Here is an 18,397-nt window from a genome sequence, read left to right as displayed (position 1 = left end):
TCACCGGGATGGACATCGCCCACTGCAAGGACGGTGTCATCATCGAGCTATACACCCTTGTCACCGGATCCCCTCAGCCCTCCTGAATGCGCCTGTCAGTCCTGGGAGCACAGTGCCATCATCAGAGGGACGGGCACGGAAGTCGTCCGGCCGGTGGGCTCCAGCTCGCCCGTCTCGGGGTCGACGGCGAACTGGGCGATGTTGTCGGCCGTGCTGTTGTTGACGTAGAGCGGTCGTCCGCCGGGGTCGATGACGAAGTTGGTCGGGCCGCTCACGCCCTGGCCGGTGTGACCGACGGCGGAGAGCGTCCCGGTGGGCCGGTCGATCCGGTAGCCGGTGATGGTCTGTGAGCCGCGGTTGGAGGCGTAGCGGAAGTCACCCGACGGGTGGACGGCGATCTCGGCGCCGCTGGGCGGGCCCGGGTAGCCGGGTGGTGCGGTCGCGACGGTCTGCAGGATCTCCTGGACCGTCCCCGTCGTGGCGTCGTAGGCGAACACCGTGATGGTCGCGTCGAGTTCGCCGATCACGTGCAGAGTGCTGGCGTCGTCGGTGAAGGCGAGGTGGCGGGGTCCGGTGCCGGGCGGCAGGGGCGCCCGGCTGACCGGTTCGAGGCGGCCGTCCGTGAGCCGGAGGATCCGTACCTGGTCGATGCCGAGATCGGCGGTGGTGAGGAACCGGCCGCCCGGGTCGAAGACGACGGCGTGCGGGTGCGCCGAGTCCTGGCGTGGGTGCGGCCCGCTGCCGGTGTTCTGCAGCGTGCCGCTCACGGGACCGAGCCGCCCGTCCTCGCCAACGGGGAGCACGACGTACGCGCCGCCGTAGTAGTTCGCCACCACCACATGGCGTCCGTCCGGAGCGACCGCGAGATGGGCGCAGCCGCTGTCGTGCAGCGACACCCGGTTGAGGAAGTCCAGGGTGCCGGTGCCCGGATCGATGGCGAAGGCGTCCACCGCGCCGACGCGTCCCGTCTCGCCGTCCTCCAGCGAGTAACAGGCATACAGGAAGCGACGGGACGGGGCGCACCTCGGCCGTGGCGGACGGTTCCCGCTCGGGCGGCAGCCACTCGGAGCGCAGCCTGCCGGCTGGCTCGTTCCACGGCTTTGCCCAGGTTCTGCCACGTGGTAGCGGTCCGCACACTGCTGCGCCCGCGGAGCACCACGGCGGGCGCCGTCACCGAACGAGGACCCGCGATCCCTGCAGATCGCCTCGGCTCCGGGATGGGACTGCAGCCAGGCGGCCAGCGTGTCGCCGATGTAGTCGTCCAGGACGTCAACGACCCGGTGGCTCTCGACGTCGACCAGCACAGTGCCGTAGCGGTGCGACCGCTTCAGGGCGAACTCGTCAACCCCCAGGATGCGCGGGCACTCCACGACCGGTTCAGGCAGCGCGAGTACGAGGGACAGCAGGGTCACCCGGCTGACCACGACGTTCAGCATCCTCAGCAGCCGGGCCCCGGCACTGCCGGCCAGAGCCAGCCCGACCGCCTGCGACATCCCCAGTAGCAGAGAGGTGTAACGGCCGTACCGGATGGTCATTCCGTCGACCTGCTCGGCGAACGTACGGCGTCGGCATTCCCGAGTGTCACAGAACAAGCGCCGCACCGTCAGCTCGATCACCACCGGTCTGCCGCCCACCGCGGCATCGGCCAGGTGCCGCTGGTGCCGGCTGTGGACTCGTCCGGATGTCGTCCCGCAGTCCGGGCACGGCAGCGAGTAGTCGTCGCGGGTCCGGGCCGTGACACGCAACCCCCCGCTCTCCACGACCACTTGCTCCACCAGCACCTTCTACCAGGTGCGGAAACACCATTCCGAGCAGGTCCTCACACACTGCGGACGATGGCACTGCCGTGACGGTCTGTCACCTCGTCACGAAAATCTTGCGAGACCCGATTCAAGTGGCCGTCGCTGCGGTTACGCAGAGTAGCCGGGGCCCATTCGCGTCGAGCTCCCGATGCTGGCGTAACGCAGCGGGCAAGTCTCATCCCGAGTGGGGGCTCTCAGCGAGCTGCGATGCCCTGGCCTTGGTAGATCTCGTCGTAGTAGTGGATCACCAGTGGGCGGGTGAGCATGGCCTCGAAGGTAGCGGTGAAGCCGTGCTCCGTGCGCCAGGTGAGGTAGTCGGTGTAGTTGTGTGCCTCGGTCCATTGGGTCAGGCCGGTCACGTGGTCGGGGTCGTTCTGGTCGCGCAGGATGCGGATGTCTTCGCAGCCCTCGTGTTCAAGGCTCTCGCCCAGGATGTCCAACAGCAGCTTCGCGACGTCGTCGCCGCGGCCGGTTTGGGCGAACAGCTCGGCGGTGACCAGTGTGCTCATGGGATGTTCCTTCCACGAATGGCGACGGACTCGGCCCGGTACCGGCGAGCGTGCGGCCCGAGCACCGCGCGGAGGCGGGGGCAGCCATCGCCGGGGAGCCGCCCTCAGTAGGGAGAGGGCTGGTTGTGCACGATGACCAGCGAGGTGATCTTGCCGTCGGCGACCGTGAGGTAGTTGGTGAGCACCAGTTCGTCGGGCAGGTTCGTCTTGTCGTATTCGCCGTCGTAGCGCGCCCGCACGACCATTAGGTTGCCGTGACGCGCGAACTCCGTGACCTTCATCGTGACCTTGTCACCGACGATCTCGCGGTCCAGCCAGGCTCGGATCGAGGCGGGATCGGCGAACTCGCGGCTCGCGTCGTTGACCACGGCGTCGTCGGCGAAGGTCGCCAGGACGGCGTCCACGTCGAAGGCGTTGACCGCCTCGATATAGGCGGCGACAACATCGGGCAGAGCTGTGGCCTGGGTATTGGTGTTCATGGGAAGTCTCCTCGTAAGGCCTCGGCGCTGTGCGGCGCCTACCGCCGACCCTGGGGCCTACCTGTACGGGAGGGTCAACCGGAGATCGTCCGCTGGACCCTCCAGTTGGGGGAGGGTTGACACTGGTGCCATGCACACGGGCATGACGGTCGGCGAGTTCTCCCGCGCGACCCATCTGAGCGTCAAGACGCTGCGGCACTACCACGACGTCGCGCTGCTCACGCCGGCCGATGTGGACCCGGTAACCGGCTATCGGTACTACTCCCCGGACCAGGTGCCCACCGCTCAGGTGATCGTGCGCCTGCGGAACCTGGACATGCCGGTGGCGGACGTGAAGGCGGTGCTGACCGCCGAGGACGTGAGCACCCGCAACCAGCTGATCGCCGCGCATCTCGCGCGCCTGGAGAACCGGCTCGCGCAGGCGCAGAGCGCCGTCGAATCGCTGCGCGACCTACTGGCCCGGCCCGTGCATGGGTCGACCGTCGAGTACCGCACAGTCCGTGACCAGGCGGCCATCGGGATCCGCGAGGTCATCGACCGCCAGGACCTCGCGGGCTGGTGGCAGGGGGCGCTGGGCGAGCTGCACGGCTTCACCACCGCCCGCAGACTGCGCACCACCGGCCCGATGGGCGGTCTCTTCGCGAATGAGCTGCTTGAGGACGAGCACGGGGAGGCGCTGGTGTTCGTCCCGTTCGACGGTGAAGTTCGCCCGGTCGGCCGGATCGACGCCGTGGTCGTGCCCGGCGCGGAACTCGCGGTCGCGGTTCACCGCGGGACTCTGCAGACCATAGATCTCACCTACGGCGACCTGGGCACCCATGCCGCGCGCCACGAGATCAGTGTTGACGGCCCGCTGCGCGAGTTCTATCTGCGCAGCCCCCTCGATGTGACCGTCGAGGACGAGTTGGTCACCGAGGTCGGCTGGCCCATCTTCCGCGCGAGCAGCTAGCCGGGCCGTTCGGACGGTACCGACACGGCGTCCTGCTCGCATGAGGCCGTCACCGACGGTCACCTCGTCACGAAAATCTTGCGAGACCCAATCTCAGCTGGCCACTACTGACTTTGTTGGAGCAAGGCGCCGGCGAGCCACTCGGGCGGTTGCGGCCTCACCCGCTGTGGCTGTCCGCCCTGCGGCACCGTCATGTGATCTGATCACCGCCTTGATGGCGATGCAACGGCTTCTTGCGCGCCCTGACCCGCCTGATCTCCAGCGATCACGTAGTCGTGCGCGGAGCGCGACCACGAACTGCACGTGATGTGGCGCTACGCCGGAGATGACAGCATGTGTACACAGGCACCGCCTGCCAATGCGGCAGGTCTGACTCTGTTGCAGCAGTCATGTTGCGTGGCGCTCGGCTTCGCTGCGGCTGCCGGCCTTGCTTTGGTCACCCCTCCCCCACCGCTGGGAGCGGCTCTCACCGCAAGACTGCCAGGAGACGACCTACATGATCGCGATTCATCTCGTTCAGTTCGGGGAGCCTGAGCAGAGCCTGAAGGTGGTCGACGTTCCCGAGCCACCGGCTCCCGCAGCCGGCCAGGCGCTGGTCCAGGTCGAGTACGCCCCGCTCGACCACCACGACCTGCTCTTGGCGAAGGGCGTCTACCCGGTCCGCCCGGTACTGCCGAGCGTCATCGGCAATGAGGGTGCCGGCACGGTCCTGGCCGTGGGGGCGGACATCACTGACGTCAGCCCCGGCGACACGGTCCTGCTTCCCTTCGGCACCTTCGCCTGGTCCGAGCAGGTCCTGGCGGAGGCCGCGAAGCTGACGGTCGTCGACAAGGCCGTCAGCCTCGATCCCATCACGGGAGCGCTCCTTGTGGGGTCGCGTGACCTGCCCGCCGGCTCGTGGGTGGTGCAGAACGCGGCGAACAGTGGGATCGGCCGTTCCGTCATCGCTTTCGCCAAGGAGCGCGGACTTCGCACGATCAACATCGTCCGCCGAGAGAAGCTGGTCACCGAGATCGAGGAACTGGACGCTGACATCGTGCTCGTCGATCATCCGGACGTGGCCGCGCGGGTGCGTGCGATCATCGGCGACGATCCGGTGCTGCTGGGACTCGACGGCGTCAGCGGAGAGGCCACCTCACTGGTGCTGGACGTGTTGACCGAGGGCGCCTTGCTGGTGATCTACGGCTACATGAGTGGCGAGCCCTTCGCCCCCGATCAGGACATGTTGCGGACCAAGAACATCACCACAACGGAGTTCTGGATGTATGACGACGAGTATCTGCCCCGTCATCCGGCCCTGAGCGCAGAGTCCGCGCAACCGGTCGCCGATGGCAGGCTGACGTTGCCCTCCGCTCCCGTCAAAGTGCACACGAGCCGGTGTCGGGCAACCGAGTGGTCTTTGCTCACGATCAAGGAACAGCACCATGACCCCACACAACATCATTGGCGTACTCGGTGCAGGAGAGGTGGGCCAGGCGGTCGCCGACCAGGCCGTCCGCCACGGCCATGAGGTGGTCATCGGCAACAGCCGGGGCCCCGACACCCTCCAAGCCCTCGTGACCAAGCTGGGGCCGATGGCTCGCGCAGCGACGGCCGAGGAAGCGGCCGAGCCGGGGCTCGTGTTCCTCTCGGTGCCGTTCTTCGCCGTGCCGAAACTGACCGGCCTCACCGACTGGTCCGGAAAGATCGTCGTCGACACGACCAATCAGTTCGCTGCGGCCAACCCCTGGCGGGGCAGGTACGACGTCGGTGACCTCACGGGCAGCGAGTGGGTTGCCGAGCACCTACCCGGAGCTCGGGTCGTGAAGGCTCTCAACACCCTGTTCGCCCCCTTCATCGCTGCGGACCCCCGGCATGCCGAAGGCCGGCAGGTGGCCTTCTACGCGGGTGACGACACCGATGCGAAGGCAACCGTGGCCGCATTGCTGGGCGAATTCGGATTCGCCGCGCTGGACCTCGGCGGCCTGCGTGAGGGCGGGCGACTGATGCAGTTGGACGGAGCACTCAGCGCGAAACACTTGCTGCTGCAGGACGTCGGCTGACGCCGCGGCCCAGGTCTGCGCACATCCGTCGCGCGGGAGGAGAACCATGAACCGTCGTGTCGTCTGCACCCGTGGGGGGCTGCCCGCCGACGTCCTGACTGTCATCGAGGAGCCGGAGCCGGCAGCACCGGGGAGTGGTCAGGTCCTCATCCGTACCACGGCATTCCCGGTGCATCCTGGTGATCTGCAGGCCGTCGAGGCCTACCCGAGGAAAACTGCACAGCCGGTTCCAGCCGGTGTCGAGGCCACGGGCGTGGTGGAGGCAATAGGGCCACATGCCCGTGTGGCCCCAGGTGTCGAAGTCGGCGGGCGCGTAACGGTCTTCCCTCAGCCAGGTGCGTGGTCCCAGTGGATCGTGGCGAACGCCGACGTGGTCGTCACCGTACCGGACGAGCTGTCGGACGAGGTCGCAGCGCAGATGCTGGTGAATCCACTCACCGCGGTCATGCTGCGCCGTGAGGCGGAGGAGCACCAGGCCATCGGATACGACGGTGTTCTGGTGCAGACCGCTGCCGGCTCGTCGGTCGGGCGGCTGCTGACCGGCACGTGCGAACTCCACGGCCTCGGTCTCGTCAACGTCGTCCGCAGCAACCGAGGCGCCGCCGAGCTGCGCAAGCGGTTCCCGAACGTTCCGGTCGTGTCGACCGAGCATCCAGGCTGGGCCGACGAGGTCCTCGAGGCGGCCGCCGGCCGCCCGGTGGGTGTGGCCTTCGACCCGATCGGCGGGAAGCTGACGGAGAGCCTTCTGGACCTGTTGACGCCGGGCGGGAAGCTGGTCAGCTACGGGCAGATCGCCCAGGAGCCGATCTCGGTGCACGCGTCGAAGCTGCTGCACAAATCGCTGACGCTGCAGGGCAAGAACGTCGGCCGGTGGCTGTCCGAGGTCTCCGCCGAGAGGCGGGCATCCGACGTCGCCGCCGCGAAGCTGATCGCGCTGGCGCTCAAGGACCAGTTCGAAGTGGCCGCCACGTACGGCCTCGGCGCACTCGCCGACGCCGTTGAACACGCAGTACGGCCCGGCAAGGTCGGCACCGTCCTCGTCCGCCCTTGGTAGCTGTTTCGGATGGGACACCCCGGGCCCACGGCGCGCATCTGCCGAGCGGTGACCGGCTCGCGTCCGTGTCACGGGCTACGCGACCCACTGCCACCGGGCGTATCGGCTCATCGGGCTCCGGTTGCGCCCCGGCGACGTGCACCGCACGCTGCTCGTATGGACCGCCCCCCGGAAGGCAGTTTGCTGCCCATACTGGTGACGGGCGCGGCGGGTAGCGTCGGCGCTGTCGGCCGAACCGTGGTCGAAATTCTCCGGCAACGGGACCTGCCCGTGCGAGCCATGGTGCGTCGTGACGACGAACGGGCGGAGGCGCTGCGCGCGACGGGTGCCGAGGTCGTCGTCGGAGACCTCACGCGTGCGGGCGATGTGGCTGACGCCCTGTCCGGTTGCGGGCGGATGTACTTCGGCATGGGCGTGTCGGCGCAGTATCTGGAGGCTGCCATGACGGTGGCGGCCGTGGCGCGTGCGTACGGGCGCCTGGAAGCGCTCGTGAACATGTCGCAGCTGACCGTCTCCGAGATGGACCTCACCAGCACCTCCGAGTCCGTGCAGCAGCGGCACCACTGGCTGGTGGAGCAGGTCCTCGGCTGGTCAGGCCTGCCCGTCGTCCAGATCAGGCCCACCGTGTTCATGGAGAACCCGCTGTTCCGTGTCGGCTTCTCCTCGATCGCGAAGGACGGAAGCATCAGACTGCCCTTCGGCCAGGCGAAAACCTCCCCCGTGGCAGCCGGGGACGTCGCCGCGGTCGTGGCGGAGATCCTGGCCGATCCGTCCCGGCACACCGGCCGCATCTATGAGCTGACCGGCCCCCGCTCGGAGGACATCTCCGCCATGGCGGAGGAGGTTTCCGCAGCTCTGGGCCAGCCGGTCAGTTACACCGACGTCGGCCTGCAGGAATGGATCGACGACGACCTCAGACCGCTGGGGCTGCCGGACCACGTCTTCCAGCACATCTCCACCATGGCTCGCCTTCACGCGGAGAACCGATACGACCGCAAGGCGGACGGCGTCGAGCAGGTCACAGGGCGGCCTCCGACCGGGGTGGCCGAATACGTCCGTGAGAACCCCAGCCTGCTCAGTCCCTGAAGCCGAATAGCCCTCGACGCGTGGCCGCCACCGCTCCACGCCGCCATGGGCTTCGAGGACATCCGAGACCAGGGCGCTCATTGTCCTCTGCTGTCCCAGTGAGCCGGGTGCCGTCCAATACCACCTCTCGCACGTCTACTCGAAGCTCCGCATCCGCTCCCGCAGCGAACTGGTTGGGTCAATTCCCTCGCCCTGTTGGCGCTTCCAGCGCGACATGGCCGTAGGCACGCTGGGCCCTGACGAACGTGGAGGAGTCGGCGGCGCGGGGCACCGTGTGCGTCACATCTCCGGCTCCGACCAGAAATCGGGCGGGACGATACCGACGGAGCGGCCGTGGGGGTCCAGGAGGCGCCCCATCAGCTTGTCCTGCCGCAGGGCGATGACGCGGTCGACGATGTCGAGGCTCGGGTGGGCGGTGGCGAGCTGGGTCTCCAGGCGCAGGACGTCGCTGACGGAGTGCAGGCTGGCCTGGAGGATGAGGTTGTGAGGGCCGCTGACGGCGGCGCAGTTGCGGGTCTCGGGCAGACGGACGAGGGCGTGCCCGATCTCGGGGAGATCGGCGGGTGGGACTCTGGCCCAGAGGGTGGCCGCGACCGGCCAGCCACCGAGGGGGCGGGCGAAGTCGCACCGGAACCGCAGCAGGCCGCGTCGGGTGAGCTGTTCCGTGCGGCGTTTTGCGGTGTTGAGGCTGACGCCGAGGTCGCTCGCCAGGGTCTGGTAGGGCGCGCGGCCGTCGTGGGCGATCCGGGTGATGAGGGCGCGGTCGAAGGGCGTGATCTCGCCCGGGGCGACAGGGGTCTGGGACGGGGGCGGGCCGGTCAGCTGGGCACGCTGGGCGGGGTCCAGGGCGGCGATGCGCCACCGGCCGCCCTCGGTGAACATGTGGGTGACGATCCGGACTTCCACGGCGGTGATGCCGGGAAGGTGCGGGAGCAGGTCCAGGGTGTAGCGGGAGAGGGTCGGCAGGTCGCGGGTGGCGGCGATGGCGAGGATGTCGTGGCCGGCGGCCGCGCGCTCGATCGTGAGCATGTGGGGGTGGGCGCTCAGTGCCTGGGCGACCCCGGTGGTGGCGCCGGGAGCGCAGTCGATCACGACGAAGGCCACGCAGATCTGCTCGAACAGGCGTGGGCCGGGTGAGAATCCCACCCAGGCGGCGCCCTGCTCGGACAGGCGGCCGAAGCGGCGGGCGACGGTGACCGGGTCGACCTCCAGGGCACGCCCGAGCTCGGTCCATGAGGCCCGCGGCTGCAGTTGAAGGGCGTTGATCAGCGCCAGGTCGTCCTCTGTCAGCAGCGCTGGTGCATCATCCTGCATGAGCCTCTCCTGAGAGGCAGAATCCTGCGTTTGGCGGCTTTCACGCGTCACTCTCCCATTGTGGACTTCAGGGGCCCGCACCTGTCGAGCGTGAGGAGGGCCGGACCATGGCGTACGGCGACTATCAGGACGAGATCTACATGGACGGGCTGCGCGGGGTCGTGCCGTGCTTCCCGATGACCTACGACGAACTGGAGCCGCTGGCTCAGGCCGCGATGCCCGCCTCGGTGCGCTCCTACGTCATGGCCGGAGCTGGCGACGAGCGCACCCAGCGGGCCAACGTCACCGCGTTCGAACGCTGGGGTCTCGTCCCGCGGATGATGGTGGGGGCCACGGACCGGGACCTGTCCGTCGACCTGTTCGGGATGCGCCTGCCCTCACCGCTGTTCATGGCCCCGGTCGGCGTGATCGGGCTGTGCGCGCAGGACGGCCACGGCGATCTAGCCACGGCCCGTGCCGCCGCCCGCACCGGCGTGCCGATGGTCGCCTCCACCCTGACCGTCGATCCGCTGGAGGAGGTCGCCGCCGAGTTCGGCGCCACCCCGGGCTTCTTCCAGCTCTACACGCCCACCGACCGTGAGCTGGCCGAGAGCCTGGTGCACCGGGCCGAGAAGGCCGGCTTCAAGGGCATCGTGGTCACCCTGGACACCTGGATCACCGGCTGGCGCCCCCGCGATCTCGCCGTCAGCAACTTCCCCCAGCTGCGGGGAAACTGCCTGACCAACTACACCCGCGACCCCGTCTTCCGCGCCCGCCTCGCCCGCAGCCCGGAGGACGACCCGGCGGCCGCGGTCGCCGAGTGGGTGCGGATCTTCGGCAACCCGCTCACCTGGGACGACCTGTCCTGGCTGCGCTCGATCACCGACCTGCCGCTGATCCTGAAGGGCATCTGCCACCCGGACGACGTCCGCCGCGCCAGGGACGCGGGTGTGGACGGCATCTACTGCTCCAACCACGGCGGCCGCCAGGCCAACGGCGGCCTGCCGGCCCTCGATGCCCTGCCGGAGGTGGTCGCGGCCGCCGACGACATGCCCGTTCTGTTCGACTCGGGCATCCGCACGGGAGCCGACGTCGTCAAGGCCATCGCCCTGGGCGCCACCGCCGTCGGCGTCGGCCGCCCCTACGCGTACGGCCTCGCCTACGGCGGCGAGGCCGGCGTCGTCCACGTCCTGCGGTCCCTGCTCGCCGAAGCAGACCTGATCATGGCCGTCGACGGCTATCCCACCCTCGCCGACCTCGCCCCCGAGGCCATCCGCCGCCTCACCTGACAGCCGCCGACCAGCCGGGGCGGACGCATCGGCGAGGCCTCGCTCACCGAGTGGTCGGCCATGGTCCACCTCCTCAGCGACCTGGGCCCAGCCCTCCCATCAGGCTCGTCATCGAACAGTGTGTATGTCATGACAAGTACCTATTTGTACAGCAGGATCAGATTGGCGCACGTTTCCGGCACCCCACGACGCCGAAGACGGCACTCGACACCGCACGGAATAGCGCGCACCCCTCCACCAGACCCGTCGAACCAGAAACCCAGCCCCAGCAAGGAAGTCGATGGCAACCATGACTGAGAAGTCCACCGTCCGCAGCGTGACCTACGACCTGCTGCGGACCCTGAAGCTCACCACGGTCTTCGGCAATCCCGGTTCCACCGAGCAGCCTTTCCTGCAGGAATTCCCCGAGGACTTCACCTACGTCCTGGCGCTGCAGGAGGCTTCCGTCATCGCGATGGCCGACACCTTCGCCCAGGTCACCGGCCGCCCCGCGCTGGTCAACCTGCACTCCTCGGCCGGGATGGGAAACGCGGTGGGCAACCTGGTGGCGGCCTACCACGGCAACACACCCCTGATCATCACCTCCGGCCAGCAGCACCGGGAGCTGGTGATCGGCGACCCGTACCTCGGCAACCGCGAGGCCGTCACGCTGCCCAAGCCGTGGGTGAAATGGTCGTACGAACCGGCCCGCGCCGAAGATGTACCCGAAGCCTTCATGCGGGCCTACGCGGAGGCACTGCAGCCGCCGACGGGCCCGGTGTACCTGTCGATTCCGATGGACGACTGGAAGCGTCCCCTGTCCGGCTTCACCCGGGTGCGGACGGTCAGTGACCGCGTCGCCCCCGACACCGCGCGGCTGCGCATGTTCGCCGATCGCATCTCGGCCAGCCGTCGTCCCGCGCTGGTCTTCGGGCCGGAGGTGGACCGGGCCGGCGGCTGGGACGCGGCCGTCGCACTGGCGGAGAAGCTGCGCGCCGCCGTCTACGGCGCCCCGCTGCTGGACCGGGCTTCCTTCCCCGAGGACCACCCCCTCTTCGGCGGCCCGCTCGGCATGTCGGTCAAGACCATCAGCGATCGGTTGACGGGCCACGACCTGGTGGTCGTGATCGGCGCGGAGGTGTTCCGCTACTACCCCTATGTGCCCGGGCCGTACCTGCCGGAGGGCACGGAGCTGCTGCAGATCACCGGCAACCCGGCGGTGGCCGCGGCGGCCCGGGTCGGCGACAGCCTCCTGGGCGATCCCAAGACGGTGATCGAGCTGCTCCTGGACATGGTCGCCGAGGGATCGGAGCGGACCGCGCCGGAACCGATGCCGCGGCCCCGCGAGCTCCCCCAGGCGCCGAACACCCCGCTCACCCCGCCGGAGGTGTACGCCACCCTCAGCAGGGTCCGGCCGGCCGACGCGGTCATCGTCAACGAGTCGACCTCCACGATGGCGCAGCAGATCGAGTGGCTCCCCACCAACCGGACCGGATCGTTCTTCGCCACGGCCAGCGGAGGCATCGGCTGGGGCACCCCGGCCGCTGTGGGCGTCGCACTCGGCGACCGGGACAGGGGCGCCGAACGGCCGGTGATCGGCCTGATCGGCGACGGCTCCTTCCAGTACTCCGTGCAGGCCATCTACACGGCCGCCCAGCACAACCTCCCGATCGTCTACGTCGTCATGCGCAACCAGGAGTACTCCATCCTCAAGTCGTTCGCCGTGCTGGAGGAGACCCCCGGGGTGCCGGGGCTCGACCTGCCCGGGCTCGACATCGCCTCCGTCGCCCGGGGCTTCGGATGCCGCGCGGTCGACGTGGAGACCACCGAGGACCTGGAGCGCGAGTTCAAGTCGGCCCTGACCGCCGGCACCACCACCGTCATCGTCGTCGCCACACAGCCCCAGAAGGCGATGTTGTAGGCCACGCGGATCGCACCGTCGAAGAAAGAACAGCGGAGAGAGGACAACAAACATGGACTTCGGACTGAAGGACCGGGTGTACATAGTCACCGGCGGCACCCGCGGGCTGGGCATGGCCGCCGCGCGCGAGCTGGTGGCGGACGGCGCGCGGGTGGTCGTCAGCGGCCGCGACGAGAAGTCGGTCGCCGCCGCTCAGGCGGACCTCGGCGGCCCGGCGCAGGCAGTCGGCATCGTGGCCGACAACGCCGACGCCGACACCCCGGACCGACTGATCGCCGCCGCCCGCGACGCATTCAAGCGCCTGGACGGAGTGCTCATCAGCGTCGGCGGGCCCCCGGCAGGCACCTCGGACACCATCGACGACGACCAGTGGCGCACCTCCTTCGAGTCGGTCTTCCTCGGCGCGGTGCGGCTCTCCCGTGCCGTCGCCGCCGAGCTGGGCGACGGAGGCGCCATCGGCTTCGTCCTCTCCAGCTCCGTGTACGAGCCCATTCCCGGGCTCGCGATCTCCAACGCCCTGCGGCCGGGCCTGGCCGGCTACGCGAAGAACCTCGCCAACGAGCTGGGCCCCAGAGGCATCCGTGTCGTCGGCCTCGTGCCCGCCCACATCGAGACCGACCGGGTACGCGAACTCGACGCACGGCACGGTGACGCCGACGCCGCCCGCGAACGCGCCACCGCCGGCATCCCCCTGCGCCGCTACGGAACCCCGGACGAGTTCGGCCGCAGCGCCGCCTTCCTGCTCTCGCCCGCAGCGTCGTACCTCACGGGCGTGATGCTGTCGATCGACGGGGGTGTGCGCAGAGGCTTCTGACGGAAGCCACGGCGAACTCTGTGAAGGTGGGCACGCGCTGCCGAACCAGGTGAAGAGTAGGAGTGGTTGCGCCGAACCGAGGGTTGAACAGCGTAGGCGTCCTTGCAGTTGTGGCGGAGGCCCTCGACCAGTCCGCCGGACAACAACCCACTCTCGCTCTCGGACAGTTCGACATGGGTATCGTCCAGCACCACTCACACGCGCACCATCCGCCGTGCTGTGCTGATCCGCGCGGGCCGATGCCTTACGCTGCCGCGCCCTCGCAGGGTCAGATCGCGAGGTCCACGTGCATCTCCCGGACGGGAATTTCAGCGGGCTCGTTCACACTGATCCGCTGGCCGCCACTCGCAGTGAAGCGGACCGCGTCACCCGCGGCCAGCGCGCCGGTACCTTCGAGTTCGACCGAGCCACGGGTGACGAACACGTGCACATAGGGAGCCTCGGGCAGCTCCACCGGCCGACCGGGCCGCGTGCATCGCCGTGTGACGGTTCCGGATACGATGGCGGCATCGCCGTCATGCCGAGCCATGCCCGAGGAGACCGTCACCAGGGCGCCCGGCAGCAGGTAGTCATGGATTTCCAGCTGTTCATAGCCGGGCGTCACGCCTGTCTCGTCGGGCACGACCCACATCTGGATCAGGTGTACGGGGTTGGTGTGGCGCTCTCGGCCGAGGTGCCAGGAGTCGTTCTTCTCCGAGTGCAGGATGCCGGTGCCGGCGCTCATTCGCTGGGCAAGCCCCGATAGATGAGTCCGGAGTTGCCCACGGAATCCTGATGTACCAGCGCTCCCTCCAGCACCCAGGTGACAATCTCCATGTCCCGGTGGGAATGGGTGCCGAAGCCGGTGCCCGGCCGGATGGTGTCCTCGTTGTGGACCAGCAGCAGGCCGTGGTGGGTGTTGCCCGGATCGTAGGGCCGACCGCCGACCCAGACCGAGTGCCTGTCGCGAAGCCACGTCGCGTTGGTCTCCAACCGGTCGTCGGACCGGCGGACATCGATGAGCGGAGCGGGTGTGGTGCGCACGGGGGCGTTCTTCCGCGTCGAGGTGTGGTTCGCCGGAAACCGGCCCGGTCGCGCGGCACGGTGCGAGCGGGCCGGGACCGCGGGCCGTGCGAGGGGGGCCGGAGAAGGAAGGGGTGCGTCTGTCCGGCAGACGCAGATCTTCCTCGCGATCGGCCGGGTCGGTCAGTTGGCTGCGGCGGACGACGTGACGGCGGAGGCGAAGTCCGGCTGCACACCCAGCTGGGCGAGCATGACGCTGAGGCCGACGTAGCAGTTGAACTCCTTGATCTTGCCGTCTTCGACGTACCAGAAGTCGGCAGTCGGGATGCTGAGCTTGGCGCCGGTCGGCTGGATGACCCCGGCGGGCGTTTCGAACGGCCCGGTGAAGGTGCCCCCGATCGTCAGCTCGACGGCGACGGTGTTGCCCATGACGTGGAACCGGTGGAGCTCGCGGTGGACGTCAGGCGCGAACGTGCCCATGAAGACGACCAGGTCACCGAGGTGCTCACCCCGGTAGCTTTCCGCCGCGACGACGTTGTTGAACACTCCGTCCTCGGAGAAAAGGTCCATGAACCCCTGGACGTCCAGGACGCTGCCCTCGGCCGCGTGGTAAGCCGCCCTGACCACAGCTTCTGCGTCGGTAGCCATCGCAGTTCTCCCCTTCCTCGAAGTTAATCAAATGCTTGATTAAAAATATGCCGACAGCTCGAGGCCTTGTCAAGCAATCGTTTGAGTTATTTGGTCTTCGGCAACTTTGCCCTGGTCAGCGGCCTACTGCGGCGTACCCGCAGAACGCCCCGGCCACCACGGGGACCAGTTGCCGCTCGATCTGCCCGGCGGACACAGCCGCCAGCTCGGTACCGATGGGCGCCAGCGCGAGCCAGTTCAGCAGGCCCGCCGCGCACCGCGTACGGAAGATCAGTTCCTGCTCGTCGACTCCGGGAAGGTTCGCCGTCAGCACCCGGAGGGCATCCCGGCGAGTCTGGTCGAACTTCCCGGCCAGCCGCTCCCACCCCTCGGGCGGATCGATTCCGACGCGCGCCACGGTCCGCATCACAGCCAGCTCCTGTCCACCGGCAGCCAGCGCGCGCACCATCGGCCGGGCAAACGCTGACGCCAGCTCCTGGAGCGTCGAAGTGGGGCCAAGGGAATCGAGTGCCCGGATCTGCGCGTCCAGATACCGTTCCAACGCATACTCGATCGCCGAGTCGCACAACGCCTTCAGTGACCCGAAGTGGTAACTCACCGCGGCGACATTGGCTCCGGCGCGATCTGTGATCTCACGGAGGGTCACACCCTCCTGACCTCGCTGTGCGAGCAGCTCCAGAGCGGCCGTCAGCAGGCCGCCCCGCGTGCGCTGACCAGCCTCTCGACGCAAATCCGTCTTCTCCGCCCGCACCACAGCATGAACTCAAGCAGTCGCTTGAGTTCATTGTCAAACAGCCGCTTCAGTGCATCCCCGACGCCCCTCCCCCGATTCCCCACTACGGCTGCTGGTCGCGGCCTGCGTCTCCGAGTTCCTTGAGCAGCAAGGTCAGGGTCGCGAGCCGCTCGGGTCCGAGCAGCTCCTCGATCCAGCGGCTTGTCTCCTGTGCCTGCTGGCGGCCAAGGGCCGCTCGTTCGTGCCCGGCAGGAGTCAGGGAGACCAGTTGCCGGCGGCGGTTACCGGGGTCCGTGCTCTTGGTGATCAGGCCGCGGGCCACGAGCCGGTCGAGAAGCGGAGTGAGCGTCGACCGGTCGACCGCGGCGAGGGCGCCCAGCGTCTTCTGGTCGAGGCTTCCACGCTCGTCCAGGACGTGAAGCACCGCGAACTGCGGAGGAGTGAGGTCACCGCTGCGCAGCTGCCACGAGGCGTTCACCGCCTGCGAGGCGCGTCGCAGCTGGTGAGCCATGCCGTCTTCCAGCGTCCCGTCGTATCGCGCTCCGGTCGTCATAAGTACAGGCTACCTCCGTATACGGTCAGTCGGTACACGGACTGTTTGCAATCGGAAGTTTCGGCAGCTACATTGTTCCGTGTACGGACTTACCGTGTACGGAAGGTGCATCCCATGTCCCGACGTGTGATCTTGGGGATGACCGGAGCGACCGGCGCCGTCTTCGGTGTCGAACTGCTTCGCCGACTGCGGGAGCAGCCGGATGTGGAGACTCATCTCGTTCTGTCCCAATGGGCCAGGGCGACCATCCATCTGGAGACCGACCTGTCGGTCCGCGAAGTCACCGACCTGGCCGACGTGACCTATACGTGGAACGACCAAGGGGCGGCAATCTCATCAGGTTCATTCCGCGTGGACGGAATGATTGTCGCGCCGTGCAGCATGAAGACCCTCGCCGGAATCCGAACCGGATATGCCGACGGTCTCATCCCCCGAGCTGCCGACGTCACGCTGAAGGAGCGCCGCCCCTTGGTGCTCGTACCGAGGGAGACTCCGCTCAGCGAGATCCATCTCGAGAACATGCTGGCGCTCTCGCGCATGGGAGCGAGGATCGTGCCGCCGATGCCGGCCTTCTACAGCCGTCCGAAAACCATTGACGAGCTCGTTGAGCATGTCGTTGTCCGAGTCCTGGACCAACTCGATATCCAAGTGGCTTCGGCGCAGCGCTGGGACGGAATGCCGCGCCCCTCCGAACTGAAAGGCGTAACCAACTGATGTCTGAAACCAATGACTTCCGGTCCTACATCTCCGCGCTCGAAGAGCTGGGGGACATTCAACGGATCTCACGCGTGATCGATCCGAACCTGGAAGCGTCGGCCATCACCCGTCGGTCCACCGAGAACGGCAGGCCCGCCCCGTTCTTCGAGCACCTCAGCGGAGTCGACGAGGGGTTCCGCATGATCGGCGCCCCGGGTGCCCTGTCGAGCATTCCCGGGCATCCGCTGGCGCGGGTCTCCCTCTCTCTCGGCCTGCCGTACACGACCACCGCCGCCGAACTGGTCGAACATCTCAGGGAGGCGGGCACCAGGGAACTGCTCCCGCCGCGGCGGGTGGCATCCGACTCGGCGCCCTGCAAGCAGAACATCCTGACGGGTGACGAAGCCCGTCTCGACCGGTTCCCCATTCCACGCGTGCACCAGGACGACGGCGGCCCCTACGTCAACACCTGGGGCGTGATCATCGCCAGGACGCCGGACGGCCGATGGACGAACTGGTCCATCTCCCGGATCATGAAGATCGACGACCAGCACATGACCGGACTGGTGCTGCCGAGCCAGCACCTCGGCATGATCTGGCGCGAGTGGGAGGCCATCGGTGAGCCGATGCCCTACGCCCTCGTGCAGGGAGGCGACCCCGGCATTGCCGTCGTCGGCGGAATGACCGTCCCGACCGAGGTCGACGAGGGCGCGTATCTCGGAGCGGTGCTGGGCAAGCCGGTCGACGTCGTGAAGTGCGAGACGAACGATCTGGAAGTGCCCGCCTCCGCCGAGGTCGTCATCGAGGGACACCTGTCCGCGACCCGCGACGCCGTGGAGGGTCCGTTCGCGGAGTTCCACGGCTGGGCACTGCCCGAGACGTCGCCGCAGCCGCTTTTCAGCATCGAGGCGATCACCTACCGGGACGACCCGATCTGGCCGCTGGCCGCCGCCGGCCGGCCTGTCGACGACTCGCACGTCGCGCCGGCTGCCGGCATCTCCGCAGAGGTCGTCGCGGTCCTGCGGAAGGCGGGACTGCCGATCACGACAGCCTGGCTCCCGCTCGGTGCCGCCTGCTTCTGGACGGTGATCACCGTCCCGCAGAACTGGCGCGACTCGCTGCCGGGGATGGACACCGCGCGCTTCGTGCACCGCATCGGCGAGGTGCTGAACGGCACCCGGGTGGGGCGGCTCTCCCCGGTCGTCTACGTCCTCGACGACGACGTGGATCCGTCGAACGACTCGGATCTGCTGTGGGCACTGGCCACCAGGGTGCACCCGTCCCTCCGCCAGGAGCAGTGGCACGGACCGATCATGCCGTGGTACCCGTGCTTCACCGAGGAGGAACTGCACAACGGCTGGGGAGCCATCGTCGTGCACGACGCCCTGCTCCCGGCGGTGGGAAGCGGACGCGTACCGCCCGCCACGTTCGACGGCGTCTTCCCGGCAGATGTGCGCACGAAGGTCCTCGCCGCCGAATCCGAGTCGGCAGGCGGCACCGGCTCTGCCGCATCGCGCTGACGCCTGGGTGCCGCGGATCGCGGGAGGT

Annotated in this window: 19 protein-coding genes; 10 read left to right on the top strand and 9 right to left on the bottom strand. The window is 68.4% G+C overall.

Features of this window, described 5'->3' with window-relative positions:
• Positions 1–95: 95 nt before the first annotated feature.
• The 3 genes from ABT288_RS17455 to ABT288_RS17445 all read right to left on the bottom strand — a co-directional run bounded on the left by ABT288_RS17455 (position 96) and on the right by ABT288_RS17445 (position 2,790).
• Entirely contained in the window at positions 96–1,775 is a 1,680-nt protein-coding gene (locus ABT288_RS17455) for an ISL3 family transposase (protein ID WP_351608094.1), read from the bottom strand.
• A gap of 221 nt (positions 1,776–1,996) precedes the next feature.
• On the bottom strand, positions 1,997–2,311 hold the full coding sequence (locus ABT288_RS17450) for a putative quinol monooxygenase (protein WP_351562536.1): 315 nt from the start codon (positions 2,309–2,311) through the stop codon (positions 1,997–1,999).
• A gap of 104 nt (positions 2,312–2,415) precedes the next feature.
• Positions 2,416–2,790, bottom strand: a complete 375-nt coding sequence (locus ABT288_RS17445; protein WP_351608091.1) for a nuclear transport factor 2 family protein — start codon at positions 2,788–2,790, stop codon at positions 2,416–2,418.
• Between the two features lie 130 nt (positions 2,791–2,920).
• Between ABT288_RS17445 and ABT288_RS17440 the strand changes: the two genes are divergently transcribed.
• The 5 genes from ABT288_RS17440 (at position 2,921) to ABT288_RS17415 (ending at position 7,921) form a co-directional block, all read left to right on the top strand.
• Positions 2,921–3,739, top strand: coding sequence for a MerR family transcriptional regulator (locus ABT288_RS17440; RefSeq protein ID WP_351562540.1), 819 nt, complete (start codon positions 2,921–2,923; stop codon positions 3,737–3,739).
• A 496-nt stretch (positions 3,740–4,235) separates the two neighbouring features.
• The gene (locus ABT288_RS17435; RefSeq protein ID WP_351608088.1) at positions 4,236–5,249 is read left to right on the top strand and encodes a zinc-dependent alcohol dehydrogenase family protein; all 1,014 of its coding nucleotides are present in this window, start codon (positions 4,236–4,238) and stop codon (positions 5,247–5,249) included.
• Positions 5,206–5,781 carry an NADPH-dependent F420 reductase gene (locus ABT288_RS17430; RefSeq protein ID WP_351608085.1) on the top strand — a complete coding sequence of 192 codons (576 nt, stop codon included), beginning with the start codon at positions 5,206–5,208 and terminating at the stop codon, positions 5,779–5,781. Before ABT288_RS17435 ends, ABT288_RS17430 begins: the two co-directional genes overlap by 44 nt.
• Positions 5,782–5,827: 46 nt before the next feature.
• Complete coding sequence (locus ABT288_RS17420; RefSeq protein WP_450857751.1) at positions 5,828–6,835, top strand: zinc-binding dehydrogenase; 1,008 nt, start codon at positions 5,828–5,830, stop codon at positions 6,833–6,835.
• A gap of 156 nt (positions 6,836–6,991) precedes the next feature.
• Positions 6,992–7,921, top strand: a complete 930-nt coding sequence (locus ABT288_RS17415) for an NAD(P)H-binding protein (RefSeq protein ID WP_351608082.1) — start codon at positions 6,992–6,994, stop codon at positions 7,919–7,921.
• A gap of 279 nt (positions 7,922–8,200) precedes the next feature.
• Here the strand turns inward: ABT288_RS17415 and ABT288_RS17410 are convergent, their stop codons facing one another.
• Complete coding sequence (locus ABT288_RS17410) at positions 8,201–9,235, bottom strand: Lrp/AsnC family transcriptional regulator (protein WP_351608079.1); 1,035 nt, start codon at positions 9,233–9,235, stop codon at positions 8,201–8,203.
• A gap of 107 nt (positions 9,236–9,342) precedes the next feature.
• Between ABT288_RS17410 and ABT288_RS17405 the strand changes: the two genes are divergently transcribed.
• The 3 genes from ABT288_RS17405 to ABT288_RS17395 all read left to right on the top strand — a co-directional run bounded on the left by ABT288_RS17405 (position 9,343) and on the right by ABT288_RS17395 (position 13,217).
• Positions 9,343–10,503, top strand: a complete 1,161-nt coding sequence (locus ABT288_RS17405; protein WP_351608076.1) for an alpha-hydroxy-acid oxidizing protein — start codon at positions 9,343–9,345, stop codon at positions 10,501–10,503.
• A gap of 280 nt (positions 10,504–10,783) precedes the next feature.
• Positions 10,784–12,403, top strand: a complete 1,620-nt coding sequence (gene mdlC / locus ABT288_RS17400; protein WP_351608073.1) for a benzoylformate decarboxylase — start codon at positions 10,784–10,786, stop codon at positions 12,401–12,403.
• A gap of 52 nt (positions 12,404–12,455) precedes the next feature.
• Positions 12,456–13,217, top strand: coding sequence for an SDR family oxidoreductase (locus ABT288_RS17395; protein ID WP_351608071.1), 762 nt, complete (start codon positions 12,456–12,458; stop codon positions 13,215–13,217).
• A gap of 268 nt (positions 13,218–13,485) precedes the next feature.
• Here the strand turns inward: ABT288_RS17395 and ABT288_RS17390 are convergent, their stop codons facing one another.
• The 5 genes from ABT288_RS17390 to ABT288_RS17370 all read right to left on the bottom strand — a co-directional run bounded on the left by ABT288_RS17390 (position 13,486) and on the right by ABT288_RS17370 (position 16,153).
• On the bottom strand, positions 13,486–13,941 hold the full coding sequence (locus tag ABT288_RS17390) for a pirin family protein (RefSeq protein ID WP_351608068.1): 456 nt from the start codon (positions 13,939–13,941) through the stop codon (positions 13,486–13,488).
• Positions 13,938–14,240, bottom strand: a complete 303-nt coding sequence (locus ABT288_RS17385; protein WP_351608065.1) for a pirin family protein — start codon at positions 14,238–14,240, stop codon at positions 13,938–13,940. Before ABT288_RS17385 ends, ABT288_RS17390 begins: the two co-directional genes overlap by 4 nt.
• A gap of 162 nt (positions 14,241–14,402) precedes the next feature.
• Positions 14,403–14,867, bottom strand: coding sequence for an ester cyclase (locus tag ABT288_RS17380; RefSeq protein ID WP_351608063.1), 465 nt, complete (start codon positions 14,865–14,867; stop codon positions 14,403–14,405).
• Positions 14,868–14,982: 115 nt separating this feature from the next.
• Entirely contained in the window at positions 14,983–15,618 is a 636-nt protein-coding gene (locus ABT288_RS17375) for a TetR/AcrR family transcriptional regulator (RefSeq protein ID WP_351608060.1), read from the bottom strand.
• An 85-nt stretch (positions 15,619–15,703) separates the two neighbouring features.
• The gene (locus ABT288_RS17370) at positions 15,704–16,153 is read right to left on the bottom strand and encodes a MarR family winged helix-turn-helix transcriptional regulator (RefSeq protein WP_067051826.1); all 450 of its coding nucleotides are present in this window, start codon (positions 16,151–16,153) and stop codon (positions 15,704–15,706) included.
• Positions 16,154–16,267: 114 nt separating this feature from the next.
• Here ABT288_RS17370 and ABT288_RS17365 point away from each other — a divergent pair, with 114 nt between their 5' ends.
• Complete coding sequence (locus ABT288_RS17365) at positions 16,268–16,867, top strand: non-oxidative hydroxyarylic acid decarboxylases subunit B (RefSeq protein WP_158916923.1); 600 nt, start codon at positions 16,268–16,270, stop codon at positions 16,865–16,867.
• Entirely contained in the window at positions 16,867–18,369 is a 1,503-nt protein-coding gene (locus ABT288_RS17360; protein ID WP_351608057.1) for a UbiD family decarboxylase, read from the top strand. Before ABT288_RS17365 ends, ABT288_RS17360 begins: the two co-directional genes overlap by 1 nt.
• Positions 18,370–18,397 lie beyond the last annotated feature (28 nt).

Origin of the sequence: Streptomyces sp. NPDC001093 (assembly GCF_040298985.1) — a bacterium.
GTDB lineage: Bacteria > Actinomycetota > Actinomycetes > Streptomycetales > Streptomycetaceae > Streptomyces.
This window is presented reverse-complemented; position numbering and strand designations above follow the sequence as displayed.

Bases quoted from the DNA above. Each gene is read 5' to 3' on its own strand.
- ABT288_RS17450 (WP_351562536.1), bottom strand. From the start codon at position 2,311: ATGAGCACACTGGTCACCGCCGAGCTGTTCGCCCAAACCGGCCGCGGC.
- ABT288_RS17445 (WP_351608091.1), bottom strand. From the start codon at position 2,790: ATGAACACCAATACCCAGGCCACAGCTCTGCCCGATGTTGTCGCCGCC.
- ABT288_RS17440 (WP_351562540.1), top strand. From the start codon at position 2,921: ATGCACACGGGCATGACGGTCGGCGAGTTCTCCCGCGCGACCCATCTG.
- ABT288_RS17435 (WP_351608088.1), top strand. From the start codon at position 4,236: ATGATCGCGATTCATCTCGTTCAGTTCGGGGAGCCTGAGCAGAGCCTG.
- ABT288_RS17420 (WP_450857751.1), top strand. From the start codon at position 5,828: ATGAACCGTCGTGTCGTCTGCACCCGTGGGGGGCTGCCCGCCGACGTC.
- ABT288_RS17415 (WP_351608082.1), top strand. From the start codon at position 6,992: ATGGACCGCCCCCCGGAAGGCAGTTTGCTGCCCATACTGGTGACGGGC.
- ABT288_RS17410 (WP_351608079.1), bottom strand. From the start codon at position 9,235: ATGCAGGATGATGCACCAGCGCTGCTGACAGAGGACGACCTGGCGCTG.
- ABT288_RS17405 (WP_351608076.1), top strand. From the start codon at position 9,343: ATGGCGTACGGCGACTATCAGGACGAGATCTACATGGACGGGCTGCGC.
- mdlC (WP_351608073.1), top strand. From the start codon at position 10,784: ATGGCAACCATGACTGAGAAGTCCACCGTCCGCAGCGTGACCTACGAC.
- ABT288_RS17395 (WP_351608071.1), top strand. From the start codon at position 12,456: ATGGACTTCGGACTGAAGGACCGGGTGTACATAGTCACCGGCGGCACC.
- ABT288_RS17390 (WP_351608068.1), bottom strand. From the start codon at position 13,941: ATGAGCGCCGGCACCGGCATCCTGCACTCGGAGAAGAACGACTCCTGG.
- ABT288_RS17380 (WP_351608063.1), bottom strand. From the start codon at position 14,867: ATGGCTACCGACGCAGAAGCTGTGGTCAGGGCGGCTTACCACGCGGCC.
- ABT288_RS17370 (WP_067051826.1), bottom strand. From the start codon at position 16,153: ATGACGACCGGAGCGCGATACGACGGGACGCTGGAAGACGGCATGGCT.
- ABT288_RS17365 (WP_158916923.1), top strand. From the start codon at position 16,268: ATGTCCCGACGTGTGATCTTGGGGATGACCGGAGCGACCGGCGCCGTC.
- ABT288_RS17360 (WP_351608057.1), top strand. From the start codon at position 16,867: ATGTCTGAAACCAATGACTTCCGGTCCTACATCTCCGCGCTCGAAGAG.